This window comes from Providencia sp. PROV255, assembly GCF_028478065.1.
Lineage (GTDB): Bacteria > Pseudomonadota > Gammaproteobacteria > Enterobacterales > Enterobacteriaceae > Providencia > Providencia rettgeri.
Genome location: NZ_JAMPMI010000019.1, coordinates 25,620 through 42,468, shown reverse-complemented (window position 1 = coordinate 42,468; position 16,849 = coordinate 25,620). Strand labels below are relative to the sequence as shown.

The 16,849-nt window shown below is 40.3% G+C and carries 13 protein-coding genes; 7 read left to right on the top strand and 6 right to left on the bottom strand.

Annotated features, from left to right (window positions below):
• Positions 1 to 330: 330 nt before the first annotated feature.
• Together PR725_RS17255 and trxB are read right to left on the bottom strand one after the other, a co-directional pair.
• Positions 331 to 2,010, bottom strand: a complete 1,680-nt coding sequence (locus tag PR725_RS17255) for a DUF7057 domain-containing protein (protein WP_272569894.1) — start codon at positions 2,008 to 2,010, stop codon at positions 331 to 333.
• 181 nt (positions 2,011 to 2,191) lie between these two features.
• A complete protein-coding gene (gene trxB, locus PR725_RS17250; protein ID WP_109911028.1) occupies positions 2,192 to 3,151 on the bottom strand; it encodes a thioredoxin-disulfide reductase in 960 nt (319 codons plus the stop codon).
• 535 nt (positions 3,152 to 3,686) lie between these two features.
• On the opposite strand from trxB, the gene lrp reads away from it, so the two are divergent.
• The 6 genes from lrp (at position 3,687) to PR725_RS17220 (ending at position 12,673) form a co-directional block, all read left to right on the top strand.
• Positions 3,687 to 4,181: a leucine-responsive transcriptional regulator Lrp gene (gene lrp / locus PR725_RS17245; protein ID WP_004256338.1), complete on the top strand. Its 495-nt coding sequence runs from the start codon at positions 3,687 to 3,689 to the stop codon at positions 4,179 to 4,181.
• 424 nt (positions 4,182 to 4,605) lie between these two features.
• Positions 4,606 to 8,223, top strand: a complete 3,618-nt coding sequence (locus tag PR725_RS17240) for a DNA translocase FtsK 4TM domain-containing protein (protein ID WP_272569891.1) — start codon at positions 4,606 to 4,608, stop codon at positions 8,221 to 8,223.
• Positions 8,224 to 8,311: 88 nt separating this feature from the next.
• Complete coding sequence (lolA, locus tag PR725_RS17235; RefSeq protein WP_004909466.1) at positions 8,312 to 8,932, top strand: outer membrane lipoprotein chaperone LolA; 621 nt, start codon at positions 8,312 to 8,314, stop codon at positions 8,930 to 8,932.
• An 86-nt stretch (positions 8,933 to 9,018) separates the two neighbouring features.
• Positions 9,019 to 10,362 (top strand): replication-associated recombination protein A, encoded by a 1,344-nt coding sequence (locus PR725_RS17230; RefSeq protein WP_004909469.1) that lies wholly within the window; start codon positions 9,019 to 9,021, stop codon positions 10,360 to 10,362.
• Between the two features lie 108 nt (positions 10,363 to 10,470).
• Complete coding sequence (gene serS / locus PR725_RS17225; RefSeq protein WP_004909472.1) at positions 10,471 to 11,763, top strand: serine--tRNA ligase; 1,293 nt, start codon at positions 10,471 to 10,473, stop codon at positions 11,761 to 11,763.
• Between the two features lie 181 nt (positions 11,764 to 11,944).
• On the top strand, positions 11,945 to 12,673 hold the full coding sequence (locus tag PR725_RS17220) for a sulfite exporter TauE/SafE family protein (RefSeq protein WP_004909475.1): 729 nt from the start codon (positions 11,945 to 11,947) through the stop codon (positions 12,671 to 12,673).
• Here the strand turns inward: PR725_RS17220 and PR725_RS17215 are convergent.
• From PR725_RS17215 to PR725_RS17205, 3 genes are all read right to left on the bottom strand, one after another.
• Complete coding sequence (locus tag PR725_RS17215; RefSeq protein ID WP_272569890.1) at positions 12,659 to 13,552, bottom strand: LysR substrate-binding domain-containing protein; 894 nt, start codon at positions 13,550 to 13,552, stop codon at positions 12,659 to 12,661. The genes PR725_RS17220 and PR725_RS17215 overlap by 15 nt on opposite strands.
• A gap of 151 nt (positions 13,553 to 13,703) precedes the next feature.
• Complete coding sequence (locus PR725_RS17210; protein ID WP_004909482.1) at positions 13,704 to 14,510, bottom strand: BPSS1780 family membrane protein; 807 nt, start codon at positions 14,508 to 14,510, stop codon at positions 13,704 to 13,706.
• A gap of 365 nt (positions 14,511 to 14,875) precedes the next feature.
• Positions 14,876 to 15,343 (bottom strand): Lrp/AsnC family transcriptional regulator, encoded by a 468-nt coding sequence (locus PR725_RS17205; protein ID WP_004909485.1) that lies wholly within the window; start codon positions 15,341 to 15,343, stop codon positions 14,876 to 14,878.
• Between the two features lie 155 nt (positions 15,344 to 15,498).
• Between PR725_RS17205 and PR725_RS17200 the strand changes: the two genes are divergently transcribed.
• The gene (locus PR725_RS17200; RefSeq protein WP_004909488.1) at positions 15,499 to 15,921 is read left to right on the top strand and encodes a DUF2000 domain-containing protein; all 423 of its coding nucleotides are present in this window, start codon (positions 15,499 to 15,501) and stop codon (positions 15,919 to 15,921) included.
• Between the two features lie 31 nt (positions 15,922 to 15,952).
• On the opposite strand, the gene pflA is transcribed toward PR725_RS17200, so the two are convergent.
• Entirely contained in the window at positions 15,953 to 16,705 is a 753-nt protein-coding gene (gene pflA, locus PR725_RS17195; RefSeq protein WP_042851778.1) for a pyruvate formate lyase 1-activating protein, read from the bottom strand.
• Positions 16,706 to 16,849 lie beyond the last annotated feature (144 nt).

Below are 16,849 nucleotides of genomic sequence, written 5' to 3'. Positions count from 1 at the left end.
TATTACAGTTGGACTATTTTATACCGCATGAGAACGATAATTTTTTGATCTGGTAACGCAATTGGTGGTTATAAGAAAATCTGCGTTTTTGATCTTACCCATAAATTCGGGTACTAGGGTACATCATAACAGCTTCACCACGATATGTTACATAATAAAAGTGGGTTATTTACGGTGAGTTGTATTTTGTTATTAAATTGTTTTATAAAGGTAAATTTAATATTTCAGTAAAGTTTGGGATGTAATAATCTTGAGATGTTACTGTATTTTTACGTAATGAAAAGGTGGCTTAACAAAGAAATGTTAAGTCACCTGCATTTTTAATTAGTATTAAGAAGTGGGGTCTATCATTAACCATTCTTTGGGTTTTAATTTAAAATTTCCTTTTAATAAATTATCCCAAGCCTGAGCTTTTTCTTGCATGGTATTAAATGTGCGAGTTTGCGTATCCATTAACTCCCAGCTCTGTTCCGTTTGTTGCCATATATTGCAATCAATACTCGAACTACTTGGGTAGGAATAGCACATAACCACATCATTTTGGTTGTTTTGGTTTACATCGGCCATAAAGCCTACACATGGGTATGGGTCGTATTGTGAAGTGCAATACCACGCACTGCTAAGGTTTTCTCCGAGATCGAACCATTTGTCTGGTATTGTAGGGCTATTTTTAGCTTGAATTAATACTGATTTCAGCGGCTTACGCTGTTCTTCTTCATAAGGGCTAGTTTGGAATAGTTTTTGATATTCAGGGTTGTTATTGAGTTGCTCAAAAGCCTGTAGCCCTTTTTCACCTAATTGTTTTAAGTCATAAGCAAGCGAACTATTGACTTTAATTTTGCCATTTTCAACGCCAGCAAGAATACTGTTTAGTGTGATGCGTTTAAAATCAGCAATAGGGCTGTTAATGACCAATATAATGGCAATTAGAGACAAAATTCCCGCTTTATTGATAAACCCTAAATAGGACATCCAAGCTGATCTTTTATAAATAATGGCAATACTGTAAGCAAAAACCAATACAAATAGAAATAAGGCAATAGTAAATGCATACAGGCGTTCAACGCTCCAACTATACTGGTTTACTCGTACCAGAATGCCATAGAGGGAAAGCACTGAAAATGCATTGAGTAGAATAATGCTAACTAAGACAAAACCATTTAGACCTGTACGGTATTGATATTGGTTAGTGCCATCGCCATACACAAAATTGATGAAAATGAGGTTTAAAATTAAAAACCATAGCATCACCGCGGAGCCTAAATTCGTGGAGCTTAAACCTGAAAAGTAGGAAACAACAAAACCACCTAAGAAAATAACGGCAACAATATTTAAGAGGGGTAAGAAAAAACGAGCAATAAAGCTAGCAAGATTACTGAGCTGTACATTTAGTGTTGCCCGTAAAAAAACTAAACTCATGTTGAAGCCAAGTGCAAAGCTCACCCAGTAGATAACGTCGTTATCAAGAGCTTCACTCAAAAAATTAAGGTTAACAATATCAAATAGGAAACTGGCTATTTTTATGATTAGAGTTAGCAACCCACCGATAGCAGCAGCTAGAACACCTAAAAAGGTATTTTTAATATATAGCCCCATTAAGCAACCGTAATCGATTTTCCATGTTCTTGTTACTTGCCACAGTTGCATCCAAGGAAGCATAAAAAAGAACAGGACGGTTAGGGTGATAAAGGCGAAGAATGGGTCTGTATCTGCAGGATTTTTAAAGTCTTGGGCATGCCAGTAATTGAGCCAGAAAATTAACCCAATAATAACGACGATGTTGAGATAAAAAATACCGGATTTTGCATTGGTAATTAGGTAACTTATTGCTGAAGGAACAAAAATAGCTAGCAAAATAGGCAGATATAGAGTGGTCGTGCTTAATTGGCTTTCTATACGGATGGCGTAATCAGTGGTGGCAGTGATGACGATGCCTTGCATCACGGCAAGTATGACAATAATAAAATAAGAATAACCGCGAATGGCATCACGTTCTAATTGTTGCCCCATACCTACACCTATATTCGTAAATGTTATGTAAAAACAGTATAGGGAGTATTCGAGAAGTACAATATAAACTTGCTCTTAAAAATATATGTAAAACCAATAGTTAAGATGGGTAATATCAGTAACAAAAAAGGCTTCAATTGAATAAACATTGAAGCCTATTTAAATCACAATAATTTATTGATTATTTAGATGCTAAGCCATCAAGATAACGCTCTGCATCTAAGGCGGCCATACAGCCTGTGCCCGCAGAGGTAATGGCTTGACGGTAGATGTGGTCCATGACATCACCGGCAGCGAACACACCTTCAACAGAGGTTTGGGTCGCATTACCTTGGGTGCCTGATTGCACTTTAATATAACCGTTGTCTAAATCGAGTTGACCTTCAAAAATGCCCGTATTTGGACTGTGGCCGATGGCAATAAATGCGCCCATAACAGGGATATCTTCTGTTGCGTGTGTTTTAGTACACTCTAAGCGCACACCTGTAACCCCCATGTCATCACCTAAGACTTCATTTAATGTACGGTCGGTATGCAGGATAATATTACCGTTTTCAACTTTATCCATTAAACGGTTAATAAGGATTTTTTCTGCACGGAAGCTATCACGGCGATGAATTAAATGGACTTCTGATGCAATATTAGAAAGGTACAGCGCTTCTTCTACCGCGGTGTTTCCACCACCAACGACAGCCACTTTTTGATTACGATAGAAGAAACCATCACAGGTTGCACAAGCTGAAACGCCACGGCCTTTGAACGCTTCTTCTGAAGGCAGACCGATATAACGTGCGGAAGCGCCTGTCGCAATAATTAAAGCGTCACAGGTATATTCATTTTCATCGCCAATTAAACGGAAAGGACGTTGTTTTAAGTCCACTTTTTGGATATGGTCAGAAATGATTTCAGTATCAAATTTTGACGCGTGCTCATGCATGCGTTCCATAAGCCCTGGACCGGTTAATCCTTCTGGGTCACCAGGCCAGTTTTCAACTTCAGTTGTGGTGGTCAATTGACCGCCTTTTTCCACCCCAGTAATCAATGCTGGGTTTAAGTTTGCACGTGCAGCATAGACAGCCGCAGTATAGCCAGCTGGGCCAGAACCAAGAATGATTAACTTGCGATGTGTTGTTGTGCTCATGAATTCCTCTTTAATCTAAAAAGCATTTATCAGATTGTAGGAGAAATAAGAGGCTAACAAAAGTGGTTTAAGTGCGACTTAGTTTCATTTGGCTTATTTCATTAATAGGTAAAACCGACAAAATGTAAAAAAGTGTGACAAAAAGTTGCTTGTGTCACGCATCACAATTTTTAGGAATTATCTTGAATTAAGGCTGCGAAACGTTTTACTGGAAAAAAAAGCGAAATCTTGTACTGATTTTTATTCATTTGCTTTGACAATCGGCTGCGCATTTGCGAAAACATCAGTGTAAGAGTTAATTATCTAGCGGATCAATGGAAATGGCGCATTTTTGTTCTCACTGGAAAATTAACTTTACACTACTTACAAATTTAAAATACAAGTAAAAATTGTGGGTGATAATTACATTCACACTAACTTCAGCATTACGAACAAAATTTGCTCCTGAACACGAATTCCTAAATAAAAAAGGTGGTGGCTAAGGTGCTTATTTTTAGATGTAGAAAATAACAATTAGAGAAAGAGAGATAAAGAGATGATTGACAATAAAAAGCGTCCAGGCAAAGACCTTGACCGTATCGACAGGAATATATTAAACGAGCTACAAAAAGACGGGCGAATTTCTAACGTAGAATTATCTAAACGAGTTGGTTTATCCCCAACACCTTGTTTAGAGCGTGTGCGTCGTCTTGAGAGACAAGGATTTATCTCTGGCTATACGGCGTTATTAAACCCACATTACTTAGATGCATCTTTACTCGTGTTTGTTGAAATTACACTCAACCGCGGTGCAGCTGATGTGTTTGAGCAATTCAATACTGCAGTTCAAAAATTGGAAGAAATTCAGGAATGTCACTTGGTTTCTGGTGACTTTGACTACCTGTTGAAAACGCGTGTGCCAGATATGTCCGCATATCGTAAACTGTTAGGTGAAACTCTGTTACGTTTACCAGGTGTAAACGACACTCGCACCTATGTAGTTATGGAAGAAGTTAAACAAAGCAATCGCTTAGTGATCAAAACTCGCTAATCATAGCTTTTTAACCTCGCTTCAGCACAGCATTTCAGCTTTGTTGCCGCACTGCAGTTTCAACGCTGAGTTTACTCAGCGTTGTTCCGTTTTTCTCACCTCATTTGCTGCTAGATAAAAACGTAATGTCTCGTCTTTAAAAGGCATTGTCTGACCGCAATCCCAGTCTTTCTGTGTTATCTTGCAAAAATTACTTAGCAATTGATAAATTTTATTTTCAATTTATTGATTCTAAAGCTATAAATATTTAGGACTTTTGATGAGAAATAGAAATTGAATCGTCATACATTAGATGGAATACTGCACCTTAGCGTTTTCATAATGCCCTGATTTACCTTAGATGTTGTAAAGCAGGCAGAGTCAGTCGTTTAATGGTAGAATAAACCTAGGTTAGTCAAGAACATCAGTTAGCAAAGAAACAATAATGAGCCAAGAATATACAGAAGATAAACACATCAAATTTAAAAAACTAAGTAGCGGAAGGCGGCTATTAGAGGTTATTTTGCTCGCAATATGCTTGAGCGCACTCTTCTTAATGGTGGCTTTATTGAGCTTCAGCCCTTCAGATCCAAGCTGGTCACAGACAACTTGGAATGCCCCAGTGAAGAATTTAGGGGGAAGTGTTGGTTCATGGAGCGCTGACATCCTTTTCTCGGCTTTTGGTATTCTTGCATTTGCTATTCCCCCCTTATTACTTCTAGGGTGCTGGGCGATTTTTCAATACGAAAGTCAGCGCCGATATATTGACTTTTTCTCTTTATCATTAAGATTAATCGGTGGTTTAGCACTTATTTTATCCTCTTGTGGACTCGCGGCTCTTAATTTTGACGACTTACCTAACTTCGCCTCTGGTGGAGTGATTGGCAGTGTATTTAGCAGTGCCATTATGCCGTGGTTCAATTCATTAGGCGCTACGTTAGCATTGCTATTTTTATGGGCAATAAGCTTTACCCTGTTTACTGGGTGGTCATGGCTTACAATTGCAGAAAAAATTGGTGCAGCTGTGCTTCTCCCAATTACGTTGCTGACAAATCGAGCAAGGGGAGATGATTTAGATAACTATGATTATGACGTTGAAGAGACTGAAGGGGCTTTACAGCGTGCGCAAGAAGCTGAGCACAGGGCCAATGACGATCTAGAAAATATTGATGCGGATGATATTTTATTTTCTGCTCCCACAGTGGCTGAATTAGTCACTGAAATCGCTCCAACAACGGAAAAAACGACGAATGAAGCGATGACAGCGACAGAAAACGCAATCCCATTGGTGAATCAAAGCGTGTCTGAGCAAGTTCCAGTAACGGCCTTCTCTGCAGTGGATGAGCCGAGCACATATCATTTTGAAGTACCTGAAGATTACCAGCCTAAGCTTGGTGCTGGTTTTGATACAACTTCAGATACCGTTAATGAGCCGTTAGCTCAAGCGTCGCCATATGTTGCACCAGAAGAACAGTTGTTTAGTGTTCAGCATAATCAACAATCAGAACCACAAAAACAAGGTAATACCGCTTACCAAGAGTATTCGGATAAACAAGAAACGCCTGTTCAGCAAGCGGCTTTTGAATCACAAACTCACTCAGTTCCACCATTTGACACTACCAATATAACGCAAAGTGTTATTCCTTCATCAGTCACTGAAAGGGTCTCTAACCCTGCGGCATTAGCAGCTGCGGGTATTTCAGTGGCTGCGCTGGAACGTCATGCTCAGGTTAAACAAAATATGGAACCAGAGCTTCCGCGGCCAAACCCTGTTCGCTTACCGACTCGTCGTGAGTTATATGGTATTCGCATTCCATCGTTACGTGATGCAGAACTACAGCGGCGTGAAGAAGAAGCCTCTAAACGTGAGCAGATATATCAGCAGTGGTCTGCGAGTGAGTCTGAGCAACTTGAAACTGATGATGAAGCACAACAAGGTGAATTACTACGAGCGCAGTTTTTAGAGCAGCAACGCGAACGTTATGGTGAAGTTGATGAAACGGATTATGAAGCGCCATTAAATAGCGTACATTCAGATGAAGAACCATTACAAAATGAGTCAATGACAGAAAATAAAATCAGCTCATTTACACAGCCAGAAATTGAACACCGTTGGGCGTCGGCTTCACAACAGTCCAATAATACGCATACAATTCCAGAGCCTGAGGAAGTTGCGCCAGTCGTTGATAATGGCTATCAACCTCAGTTCACGCAAGAGTATTCTTCGCAAGTACAAGAGGACTTTGAGCCTAGAATTGATTTAAGAAAAGAGTTCTCTGTACTGGATAGTTTTACCCCTGTTGATGATTTGGTTGACAACGAGCCTGCTGACCCATTATTTATGCCGTCATTTAGTACGTCTTCTGTTCCACCTACGGCTCCGCAAAATAATATTGATAATATTGCTGAAGGGCTTGGCAACTCACCATCAGTAACACAAACTTTTGCGCAGCCACAGCAGCCACAGCAGCCACAGCAGCCACAGCAGCCACAGCAGCCACAGCAGCCACAGCAGCCACAGCAAGATAGCTTATTCCACCCGTTCTTAGTGCGTAATGACCAACCATTACCGAAACCAACAACGCCAATGCCATCTCTTGATTTGCTGGCAAGCCCGCCAGCGCAAGAAGAGCCAGTGGACATGTTCAAACTAGAACAAACAGCGAGGTTGATTGAAGCGAGGCTCAATGATTATCGTGTTAAAGCCGAAGTAGTTGGGTTCTCTCCAGGCCCTGTCATTACTCGGTTTGAGCTTGATCTAGCGCCGGGAGTAAAAGCAGCAAGGATATCTACATTGTCACGTGACCTTGCTCGTTCGTTGTCAACCGTAGCCGTACGTGTTGTAGAAGTGATACCGGGCAAACCTTATGTAGGCCTAGAGCTCCCTAATGAGAAACGGCAAACTGTTTACTTGAGTGAGGTATTAGATTGCGATGACTTCCGCAAAAATCCATCTCCTCTCACTATTGTGTTAGGGAAAGATATTGAAGGCGATCCTGTCGTTGCTGATTTAGCAAAAATGCCACATTTACTCGTTGCAGGGACAACCGGCTCTGGTAAATCTGTAGGGGTCAATGCAATGATCCTCAGCATTTTGTATAAAGCGAAACCAGAAGATGTTCGCTTTATCATGATTGACCCGAAAATGCTCGAATTATCCATTTATGAAGGTATCCCGCATCTATTGACAGAAGTGGTTACTGACATGAAAGATGCGGCAAATGCCTTGCGCTGGTGCGTGAATGAAATGGAACGCCGTTATAAACTCATGTCTGCATTAGGGGTACGTAACCTAGCGGGTTATAACGATCGCATCAAAGCGGCAGAAGAAATGGGCCGGCCAATTCCTGATCCACATTGGAAACCTGGTGATAGTATGGATACAGAGCATCCAATGCTGAAAAAAGAACCTTACATTGTTGTCATGGTTGATGAGTTTGCTGACTTAATGATGACGGCAGGTAAAAAAGTGGAAGAGCTAATTGCACGATTGGCGCAAAAGGCACGTGCAGCGGGTATCCATTTGGTATTGGCAACCCAAAGACCATCGGTTGATATTATTACAGGGTTAATCAAAGCAAATATTCCAACGCGGATTGCATTTACGGTATCCAGTAAAATTGACTCGCGCACGATCCTTGACCAAGGCGGTGCGGAGTCTTTACTCGGTATGGGGGATATGCTGTATTTACCGCCAAACTCTTCAATTCCAGTGCGGGTGCACGGCGCCTTTGTCCGTGACCAAGAGGTTCATGCCGTTGTGAATGATTGGAAAGCTCGCGGTAAACCACAATATATTGATAGCATTACAACCTGTAGTGATGATAGCGAAGGCGGTGGTTATGATAGTGGTGGCGAAGAGCTCGATCCACTGTTTGACCAAGCTGTTGAGTTTGTTGTTGAGAAACAACGAGTTTCCATTTCTGGGGTTCAACGCCAATTCAGGATCGGTTATAACCGTGCTGCAAGGATTGTTGAGCAAATGGAGGTCCAAGGCATTGTCAGTGAGCAAGGGCACAATGGTAACCGTGAAGTTCTTGCTCCTCCGTCAATGGGACATTAATAATTTAGTGTGCTGATTGCTGGTTTAATTTAAGGGGTGTATAAAGACGGGACGCCTCTTAAGGTAATAATTTTAAGGTCTTTCATCGATGAAAAAAATGATGTTATTGGGTGCGTTAGCCCTGAGTTTACATATTGGCCAAGTATTGGCAGACGCAAGCGAAGACCTTCAAGAACGTTTGAATAAGGTCAATAGCTTCCAAGCTAGCTTCTCGCAAAAAGTGACAAGTCCTGAAGGGGATTTGATTCAAGAAGGTGTTGGAGATTTATGGCTTGAGCGCCCAAATTTATTTAATTGGAACATGACATCACCGGATGAAAGTGTACTGGTGTCAGATGGAAAAAATTTGTGGTTTTATAATCCGTTTGTAGAACAAGTGACCGTAACTAATTTAGCGGATGCTACGCAGGATACGCCATTTCTACTAATTACACGTAACGACCCGAAAGATTGGAAACAGTACTCAATCATCCAACAAGGAAATACGTTTGATTTAAAACCAAAACAAACTAATGGAACTTTAAAACGTTTTTCCATTACAGTTTCTCCCCAAGGGACGATTGAGCAGTTTTCAGCGGTTGAACAAGATGGCCAAACCAGTGCTTATCAATTAAAAGAGCAAAAAAATGGTCGCGTTGATGCAAGTAAATTCAAGTTTACTGTGCCAAAAGGTGTCACTTTAGATGACCAGCGCTCAAACGCAAAATAAGCTTGATTAGAAAAAATATTAACCAGCAACATGAGTATTTGCTGGTTAATATATAAGGTATTTTAAGAGGTAAAAAAGGGGATATAGTGGGTAACCTGTCTCTTGATTTTTCGCAGAATGAATTTCAACCTTTAGCAGCAAGAATGCGGCCTGAAACCCTTGAACAATATATTGGCCAAAAGCATTTATTGGCAGAGGGCAAACCGTTACCGCGTGCGATTAAAGCGGGTCATCTGCACTCCATGATTTTATGGGGGCCCCCAGGAACAGGCAAAACAACCCTTGCTGAAATTATTGGTAATTATGCACAAGCCGATATTGAACGCATCTCAGCAGTCACCTCTGGTATTAAGGAAATCCGAGAATCCATTGAAAAGGCTCGGCAAAATCGTAGTGCAGGGCGAAGAACCATTTTATTTGTGGATGAAGTTCATCGTTTTAATAAAAGCCAGCAAGATGCATTTTTACCGCACATAGAAGATGGCACGATTACATTTATTGGTGCGACAACAGAAAACCCATCATTTGAATTAAACTCTGCGTTGTTATCACGTGCTAGGGTGTATTTGCTTAAATCTCTTGAAGAGAATGATATTGAACAAGTATTGCTGCAAGCGCTGGCAGACTCATCTCGTGGCCTTGGTGGGCAAAATATTGTTCTACCTGACAGCACGCGCAAAATGGTTGCTCAGTTGGTTAATGGGGATGCTAGGCGTTCATTAAATCTGCTGGAAATGATGGCGGATATGGCCGAAGCGGATGGCCAAGGGCAGCGTATTTTAACCGCTGATTTATTAAAAGAAGTCAGTGGTGAACGAACCGCAAGGTTTGATAACAAAGGCGACCGTTATTACGACTTAATTTCTGCGCTGCATAAGTCTATCAGAGGATCAGCACCGGATGCCGCACTATATTGGTTTGCAAGGATCATCACTGCGGGTGGTGACCCTTTGTATGTTGCTCGTCGGTTACTTGCAATTGCATCAGAAGATGTGGGTAATGCGGATCCTCGTGCGATGCAAGTAGCCATTTCAGCTTGGGATTGCTTTACTCGAGTGGGGCCTGCCGAAGGTGAGCGTGCAATTGCCCAAGCCATTGTTTATTTAGCTTGTGCACCAAAAAGTAACGCGGTTTATACCGCCTATAAAGCTGCGATTAAAGATGCACAAATGCAACCGGATTACGATGTGCCAGAACATCTTCGAAATGCACCAACTAAACTATTAAAAGAAATGGGAGCTGGGAAGGAGTATCGTTATGCGCATGATGAACCTAACGCTTATGCGGCAGGGGAAAACTATTTTCCTGAACCTATGCAAACAACACGTTATTACTACCCTACGAAACGGGGTCAAGAAAGCAAGTTTGCTGAAAAACTAGACTGGTTAGCCCAACAGGATCAAATTAGCACCACAAAACGCTATCGCTAAACTGGGCAATGCGGTAAGGTTATATAGCGAAATACTTTACTTTATTTGTTGTGCTGGAATGCACCTCAAAAAGTATCATTAATTACTAACAATAATCACAGGATAAGCATGCTCGATCCCAATTTACTGCGTACGGAGCTAGACGCGGTTGCTGAAAAACTGGCTCGCAGGGGTTTTACCCTTGATGTGGAAAAGCTGCGTGAATTAGAAGAACGCCGCAAAGTTTTACAAGTTGAAACTGAAACCCTGCAAGCAGACCGTAACTCGCGATCGAAAACTATTGGTGCGGCAAAAGCACGTGGTGAAGATATCGAACCATTACGTCTAGAAGTTAACCAATTAGGCGAAAAATTGGATTCTGCAAAAGCGGAGCTTGAAAAGCTGCAACAAGAAATCCGTGATATTGCCTTGAGTATCCCGAATATCCCTGATGACCAAGTACCTGACGGTAAAGATGATTCTGACAACGTTGAAGTGGCTCGTTGGGGTGAGCCTCGCCAGTATGATTTCGAAGTTAAAGACCATGTTAGCCTTGGTGAGCTATCTGGCGGCTTAGACTTTCCAGCTGCGGTAAAACTGACGGGTGCACGTTTTGTTGTCATGAAAGGGCAAATTGCTCGTATGCACCGTGCATTGGCACAATTCATGCTTGATTTACATACTGAACAACATGGCTACCAAGAATTGTATGTTCCGTATTTAGTCAACCATGACACGCTTTACGGAACTGGCCAATTACCAAAGTTTGGTGAAGACTTATTTCATACTAAACCACTGGAAGAAGAAGCAGACAGCAGCACTTATGCTTTGATTCCAACAGCTGAAGTACCTGTGACTAACTTGGTTCGTGATGAAATTTTAGATGAAGACTCACTTCCTCTGAAAATGACAGCACACACACCTTGTTTCCGTTCTGAAGCGGGATCTTATGGCCGTGATACACGTGGTTTGATCCGTATGCACCAATTTGACAAAGTTGAGTTAGTGCAAATCGTACATCCAGAAAAATCTATGGATGCATTGGAAGAGCTGACTGGCCATGCAGAGAAAGTATTACAATTACTGAACTTACCTTATCGTAAAGTGATTTTATGCACCGGTGATATTGGTTTTGGTTCACGTAAAACTTATGACTTAGAAGTATGGCTACCAGCGCAAAATACTTATCGTGAAATTTCATCTTGTTCAAACATGTGGGATTTCCAAGCGCGTCGTATGCAAGCTCGCTTCCGCGGTAAGAGTGATAAGAAAACACAACTTGTTCATACTCTGAATGGTTCTGGTTTAGCGGTTGGTCGTACATTGGTGGCGATTTTAGAAAACTACCAATTAGCAGATGGCCGTATTGAAGTTCCAGAAGTATTACGCCCATATATGAAAGGGTTAGAGTACATCGGTTAATTTCCGTTACTTCTTCAAAAGTAAAACGCGACTCATAGTAGTCGCGTTTTTTTTGCAAATTTAAAGCATTTTGAAAACGTATCCTCAGGCTAAACCTGATCCCCCCTCAATATTTTCCAAATAGCACTATTCAATGTAGGACATTACTCTACGGTAAAGTAAATTTATCGGAGCGAAATAAATGGGTGTAATTATTGGTGTTTTCTTACTAGCAGGCCTTGTAAAAGGGGTGATTGGGTTAGGGTTACCGACAATCGCAATGGGGTTATTAAGCACGTCAATGGAGCCTGCTGCCGCTGCTAGCTTGTTAATTATTCCCTCGTTAATCACGAATATATGGCAATTATTGATTGGCCCACAATTTATGGCACTAATCAAACGGCTCAGTGGTTTTATTATTGGGGTGGTACTTGGCACCATATTCAGTTTTTTACCTTCTTTAACCTCAGCATCTGGTTGGACACTACCTGCACTTGGTTTCGTGCTTATTATCTATGGAATATGGGGGTTAATCGCAAAAAAAATGCCATCATCCAAGAAACATGAAATATGGCTTTCACCAACAGTGGGGTATATCACAGGTGTGATTACGGCTGCTACGGGTGTATTTGTTATTCCAGCAGTCCCTTATTTGCAAACCTTAAAATTAAATAAAAATGAGCTTATTCAGGCTCTAGGGTTAGCATTTACCGCATCAACAGTTGCATTAGCAATCAAGTTATCCATTGACCAGCAACAATATGATATTAATTGGAGTTTATCTGCCTTTGCCTTAATACCAGCTATTGGTGGAATGTACCTTGGTCAATATTTTCGCAAGATTATTAGCGAGAAATTATTCCGTCGTTGCTTTTTTATTGGTTTGATCGGATTAGGAATTTACATGGCGACAAAATTAGCCTTCAGATGACCAATTAATTAAGAAATTAACAAACTCATTAGTGTAATCAGGTAATTGGTTGAAATCTCGTGCACAGATAACTAATTTTCGGCATGCCCAAATTTCAGTCAATTGCACTATTTTACTCGCAGAGAGCTGGCTACGCTGTGCCGCTTGTTTGGGAATAATGGCTATGCCAATGCCATCATTAACTCCTTGCATTACAGCATCTAATGTTGGCATACGTACCCGGTAATTTAGCCGCCTGCCTTGTTGTTTGGCGTTATTATCAATATGTTTTTGTAATGGGTTATCTTCCATTAAACCAATAAATTCAGCATCAATAATGTCAGAAAATGGAACATTTTCTCGGTTTGCCCAAAGGCTATCTTTATGGACAAAAACAACTAATTCATCTGAGCTGAATGGCCGGATATCCAGCCGGGTGAGATCAGTAGAATCTGCGATAACACCGATATCAGCGATTTTATTTCTGATTGCAGTGACGATATTAGTACTTGGCATTTCCTTCACTGACACAGACATCGCAGGGTGCTGGCGTAAATAAGCACTAACACGGGCAGGTAAAAACTCCATTTGAGCAGAGGTATTACAAAGAATATTAATATGCCCACGCAGGTGTCGACTATATTGCTGCAGTTCATCTTGCATTACTTCAATTTGCTGCAAAATTGTTTTCGCATGCTCAATAAATGTATGACCTGCATTTGATAATGAAACCCCTTTCACTGAGCGAACAAAAATATCTACGTTTAATTCATTTTCTAACCCACGTATCCGTTCACTTGCAGATTGCAGTGTAAGATAAGTTAGTTTCGCTCCATGGGTGATGCTCCCTGCATTAGCGACATTAACACACAGTTTTAAATCAGTAATATCGAAATACATGGAAAACAGCTCCAATTTATGAAAGGAAAGAGGGAGATTACTATTTAAAGGAATATATGTGAATTTGTATGGGATAGCAAAAAGGAAAGCAATTGCTTTCCTTTTTTTGATTTAATGATTTAGCAAAGTCGTTAAACCATCACACTTTGGTTTATTTTACTTGTGAGAAAAACAGGCTGCGGTAGCTGCTGTAATAGCAAACATACATAATTGGCATAGAAACTAATAAACCTAAACCTAAAGGAATTACTGAAATTATCATTAAGATTGATAAAACGATAAAGAACAGGAGACCTGGCAGGATATTTTTCTTAACAGCTTGTAAGCTTGCAGAAATTGCAGCGCCAACAGTGAAGTCGTGGTTCATAACCAATGCTGGAGCAAACCATGTCAAGGCAGTACCTACTAACGCAGCAACGGCCATGATAATAATTGCAAAGAAGAATGTACCTGAAGATGCAAGGATAGCCGCGTCAGATGGTGAACCATATTGGTTGCTTTCCATCAATAAACCAAACATAGCAGAACCACCGATAATAAATGCGATGATCATGCCTACTAAGTTAGCCGCAAAGTTGATGGCACCAACGGCAAATAGGGTACCGAATTTATTTTGGAAACCAGCAAATAATAACCCAATTTCTGCTTGGCCAGTTTTACGTTGATTTTCACTGATAGCAATAATACCACCAATAAAAATAGGCGTAATAAAAGTAATCAGTAAGTTCAAGAATGGGATCATTGAAATGATAAAGATCACCGCAAACAGAACGATGTTAATTAGGATCCACATTCCCAGCTTTTCTTTAACAAGAGACCATGATTGGCTGATCCAGTTAACACCTTCACCTGCATCTACTGTGCGAGGTTCTGCGTGAAAAACGAATGTATCGGCTTGAGTTTGTGCGTTAATTGTAGGTGCAGGGTTGTTATCTGCACTGAAGTTTTCATTATTCATGATAAGAAAGGAACCTGTTAGTCGTAGTGAATTAGCAATATATTATTATTAATAAGTTTTCTGAGTTTATACTCATTCTTGTAACTTATCGGCAGTAGTATGCAGATAAGTTAACTTATTATAAAGCAGACTATTCTGGTAAGGTATTTTTGATTAAAATTTTCTTGTATAAGATATTTTTTATTGTAATAAGACCATTATCTATACCTTAATGTATTGAATAGAGTATGAGTATTTAGTAGTACAGTGAAAACGGCTGTTTTTTTTTATTCTATACAGTAAGACCAAACCCTAATTTAATAGTGAATAGTAAATTAAATAATCATTATTATTAATACGTAAGCAAAATGCCATTTACCCAGCGGTTAAATGAGCGATATGGGGTAAGCATCCAATGGCTTAATCTCTTTTAGTACAAACATACTTTGCATTTCTTTGATACCCGGTAACCGGCGAATAACTGTCATCGCGAAATCGGCGTAGGAGTCTAAATCATGAGATACAACCTGCAATAAAAAGTCGGTATCACCACCAATACTGTAGCAAGCGACAACATTTTCGAGCTCAGTCACTTCTTGTTCAAATTTTTGAGCTTCAGCCTCGCTATCGCTATCAATAATAACGCGAACAAATACCATCACACCTAAGCCAATTTTTTTACGATTGAGAATAGCGCGATATCCTTCAATAACATGTTCTTCTTCTAGTTTTTTAACTCTTCGCCAACAGGGAGAGGCTGACATGCCTACTTTTTCAGCAAGAACTTGATTCGTTATTCGAGCGTCATCTTGTAGTAATTTCAATATTTTTATTTCTGTCTTATCTATTGCCATAAATGAAAGCCTTTACCTTAAAATTGCATAAAATAGGATAAAATTGCCTAAATTTTAGCGTGTAATGACTGAGTTAGAAAGCCTATTTCTTTCTTTAAATGCAATAATAATGAGGTGTTTTAGAACAATAACAAACAGTAAAAGGGAAAAGAGAGATGATTTTTAATCCAACAGAACACCGTTGTGCCATCGTGGTAAACCAAAACTTATCGAATGGTTTAGCGATGAATGCAGCGAGTGTAATTGGTGTGAGTTTAGGAAATAAAGTCAATAATATGGTAGGGAATGATCTTAATAGTTTGGATAATATGAATTACCCAGGGGTGATTTATGCACCATTACCGATATTAAAATCCGCAGAGCAATATATGAAAGAGATTGAAGTGGCAGCTTACCAGAAAGATGATATTTATATCATTCCTTTTAGTTTGCTCGCTCAATCTTGCCGTACTTATGATGAATATCAGCAGAAATTATCTGAACAGCAATATAAAGATATTCAATTGGCAGGGATAGGCTTGGTGGGAAATAAAAAAGCAGTTACTCAGTTAATTGGCCATTTACCGCTTTTCAAATAAATAAGAGGCTCTGCAAAGAGCCTCTATAATTTTAGTACATCACTTTGTGACCATAACTTTCAAGAATGCTTTTGACTCGTTCCATCACTTCTTTTGATGGTGGTCTAACGCCATCTAGCTTGTATTCTTCACCCATAGTTTCCCATTTGTGTTTACCAAGCTCATGGTAAGGTAATAATTCGATTTTCTCGATATTGTTCATATCTTTGGTAAATTCGCCCAGTAAATGTACTGAATGGTCGTCATCGCTCCAACCCGGCACGACAACATAGCGTACCCAGGTTTTTTGGTTGCGTTTGGCAAGGTAACGGGCAAATTCCAAAGTACGGTGATTAGAAACACCCACTAATTTTTGATGAATCGCATCATCGATTTGTTTTAAATCAAGCATCACTAAGTCAGTGACATCCATCAGTTCATCAATCACTGGGTCGTAGCGGCGCACAAAGCCATTGGTATCAAGGCAAGTATGAATATTTTCTTTTTTACATGCACGGAACCAGTCACGCACAAATTCGGCTTGTAAGATAGCTTCACCGCCAGAGGCGGTAACGCCGCCGCCAGTCGCATTCATAAAGTGGCGATAGGTCACGGCTTCTTTCATTAATTCGTCAACAGTGACGATATTGCCACCATGGGTGTCCCAAGTATCGCGGTTATGGCAATACAGGCAGCGCATTAAGCAGCCTTGGAAAAAGACAATAAAACGGATCCCTGGACCATCGACCGTTCCGCATGATTCAAATGAATGAATGCGGCCGAGTGTGGTTGGGGTTTCTGTCATATTAGTTATCGCTATTGTTTTGGTTTTTGTATCATCGATAGACATAGCAGGCACTCCAAAATATCTGTCATACCGCAAACTTTAGAGAAAAAATATCGTTGCTGGTATAGATAAAAAGACCCCATAAAGCGGGGTCTTTAATTT

Bases quoted from the DNA above. Each gene is read 5' to 3' on its own strand.
- PR725_RS17255 (WP_272569894.1), bottom strand. From the start codon at position 2,010: ATGGGGCAACAATTAGAACGTGATGCCATTCGCGGTTATTCTTATTTT.
- trxB (WP_109911028.1), bottom strand. From the start codon at position 3,151: ATGAGCACAACAACACATCGCAAGTTAATCATTCTTGGTTCTGGCCCA.
- lrp (WP_004256338.1), top strand. From the start codon at position 3,687: ATGATTGACAATAAAAAGCGTCCAGGCAAAGACCTTGACCGTATCGAC.
- PR725_RS17240 (WP_272569891.1), top strand. From the start codon at position 4,606: ATGAGCCAAGAATATACAGAAGATAAACACATCAAATTTAAAAAACTA.
- lolA (WP_004909466.1), top strand. From the start codon at position 8,312: ATGAAAAAAATGATGTTATTGGGTGCGTTAGCCCTGAGTTTACATATT.
- serS (WP_004909472.1), top strand. From the start codon at position 10,471: ATGCTCGATCCCAATTTACTGCGTACGGAGCTAGACGCGGTTGCTGAA.
- PR725_RS17220 (WP_004909475.1), top strand. From the start codon at position 11,945: ATGGGTGTAATTATTGGTGTTTTCTTACTAGCAGGCCTTGTAAAAGGG.
- PR725_RS17215 (WP_272569890.1), bottom strand. From the start codon at position 13,552: ATGTATTTCGATATTACTGATTTAAAACTGTGTGTTAATGTCGCTAAT.
- PR725_RS17210 (WP_004909482.1), bottom strand. From the start codon at position 14,510: ATGAATAATGAAAACTTCAGTGCAGATAACAACCCTGCACCTACAATT.
- PR725_RS17205 (WP_004909485.1), bottom strand. From the start codon at position 15,343: ATGGCAATAGATAAGACAGAAATAAAAATATTGAAATTACTACAAGAT.
- PR725_RS17200 (WP_004909488.1), top strand. From the start codon at position 15,499: ATGATTTTTAATCCAACAGAACACCGTTGTGCCATCGTGGTAAACCAA.
- pflA (WP_042851778.1), bottom strand. From the start codon at position 16,705: ATGACAGAAACCCCAACCACACTCGGCCGCATTCATTCATTTGAATCA.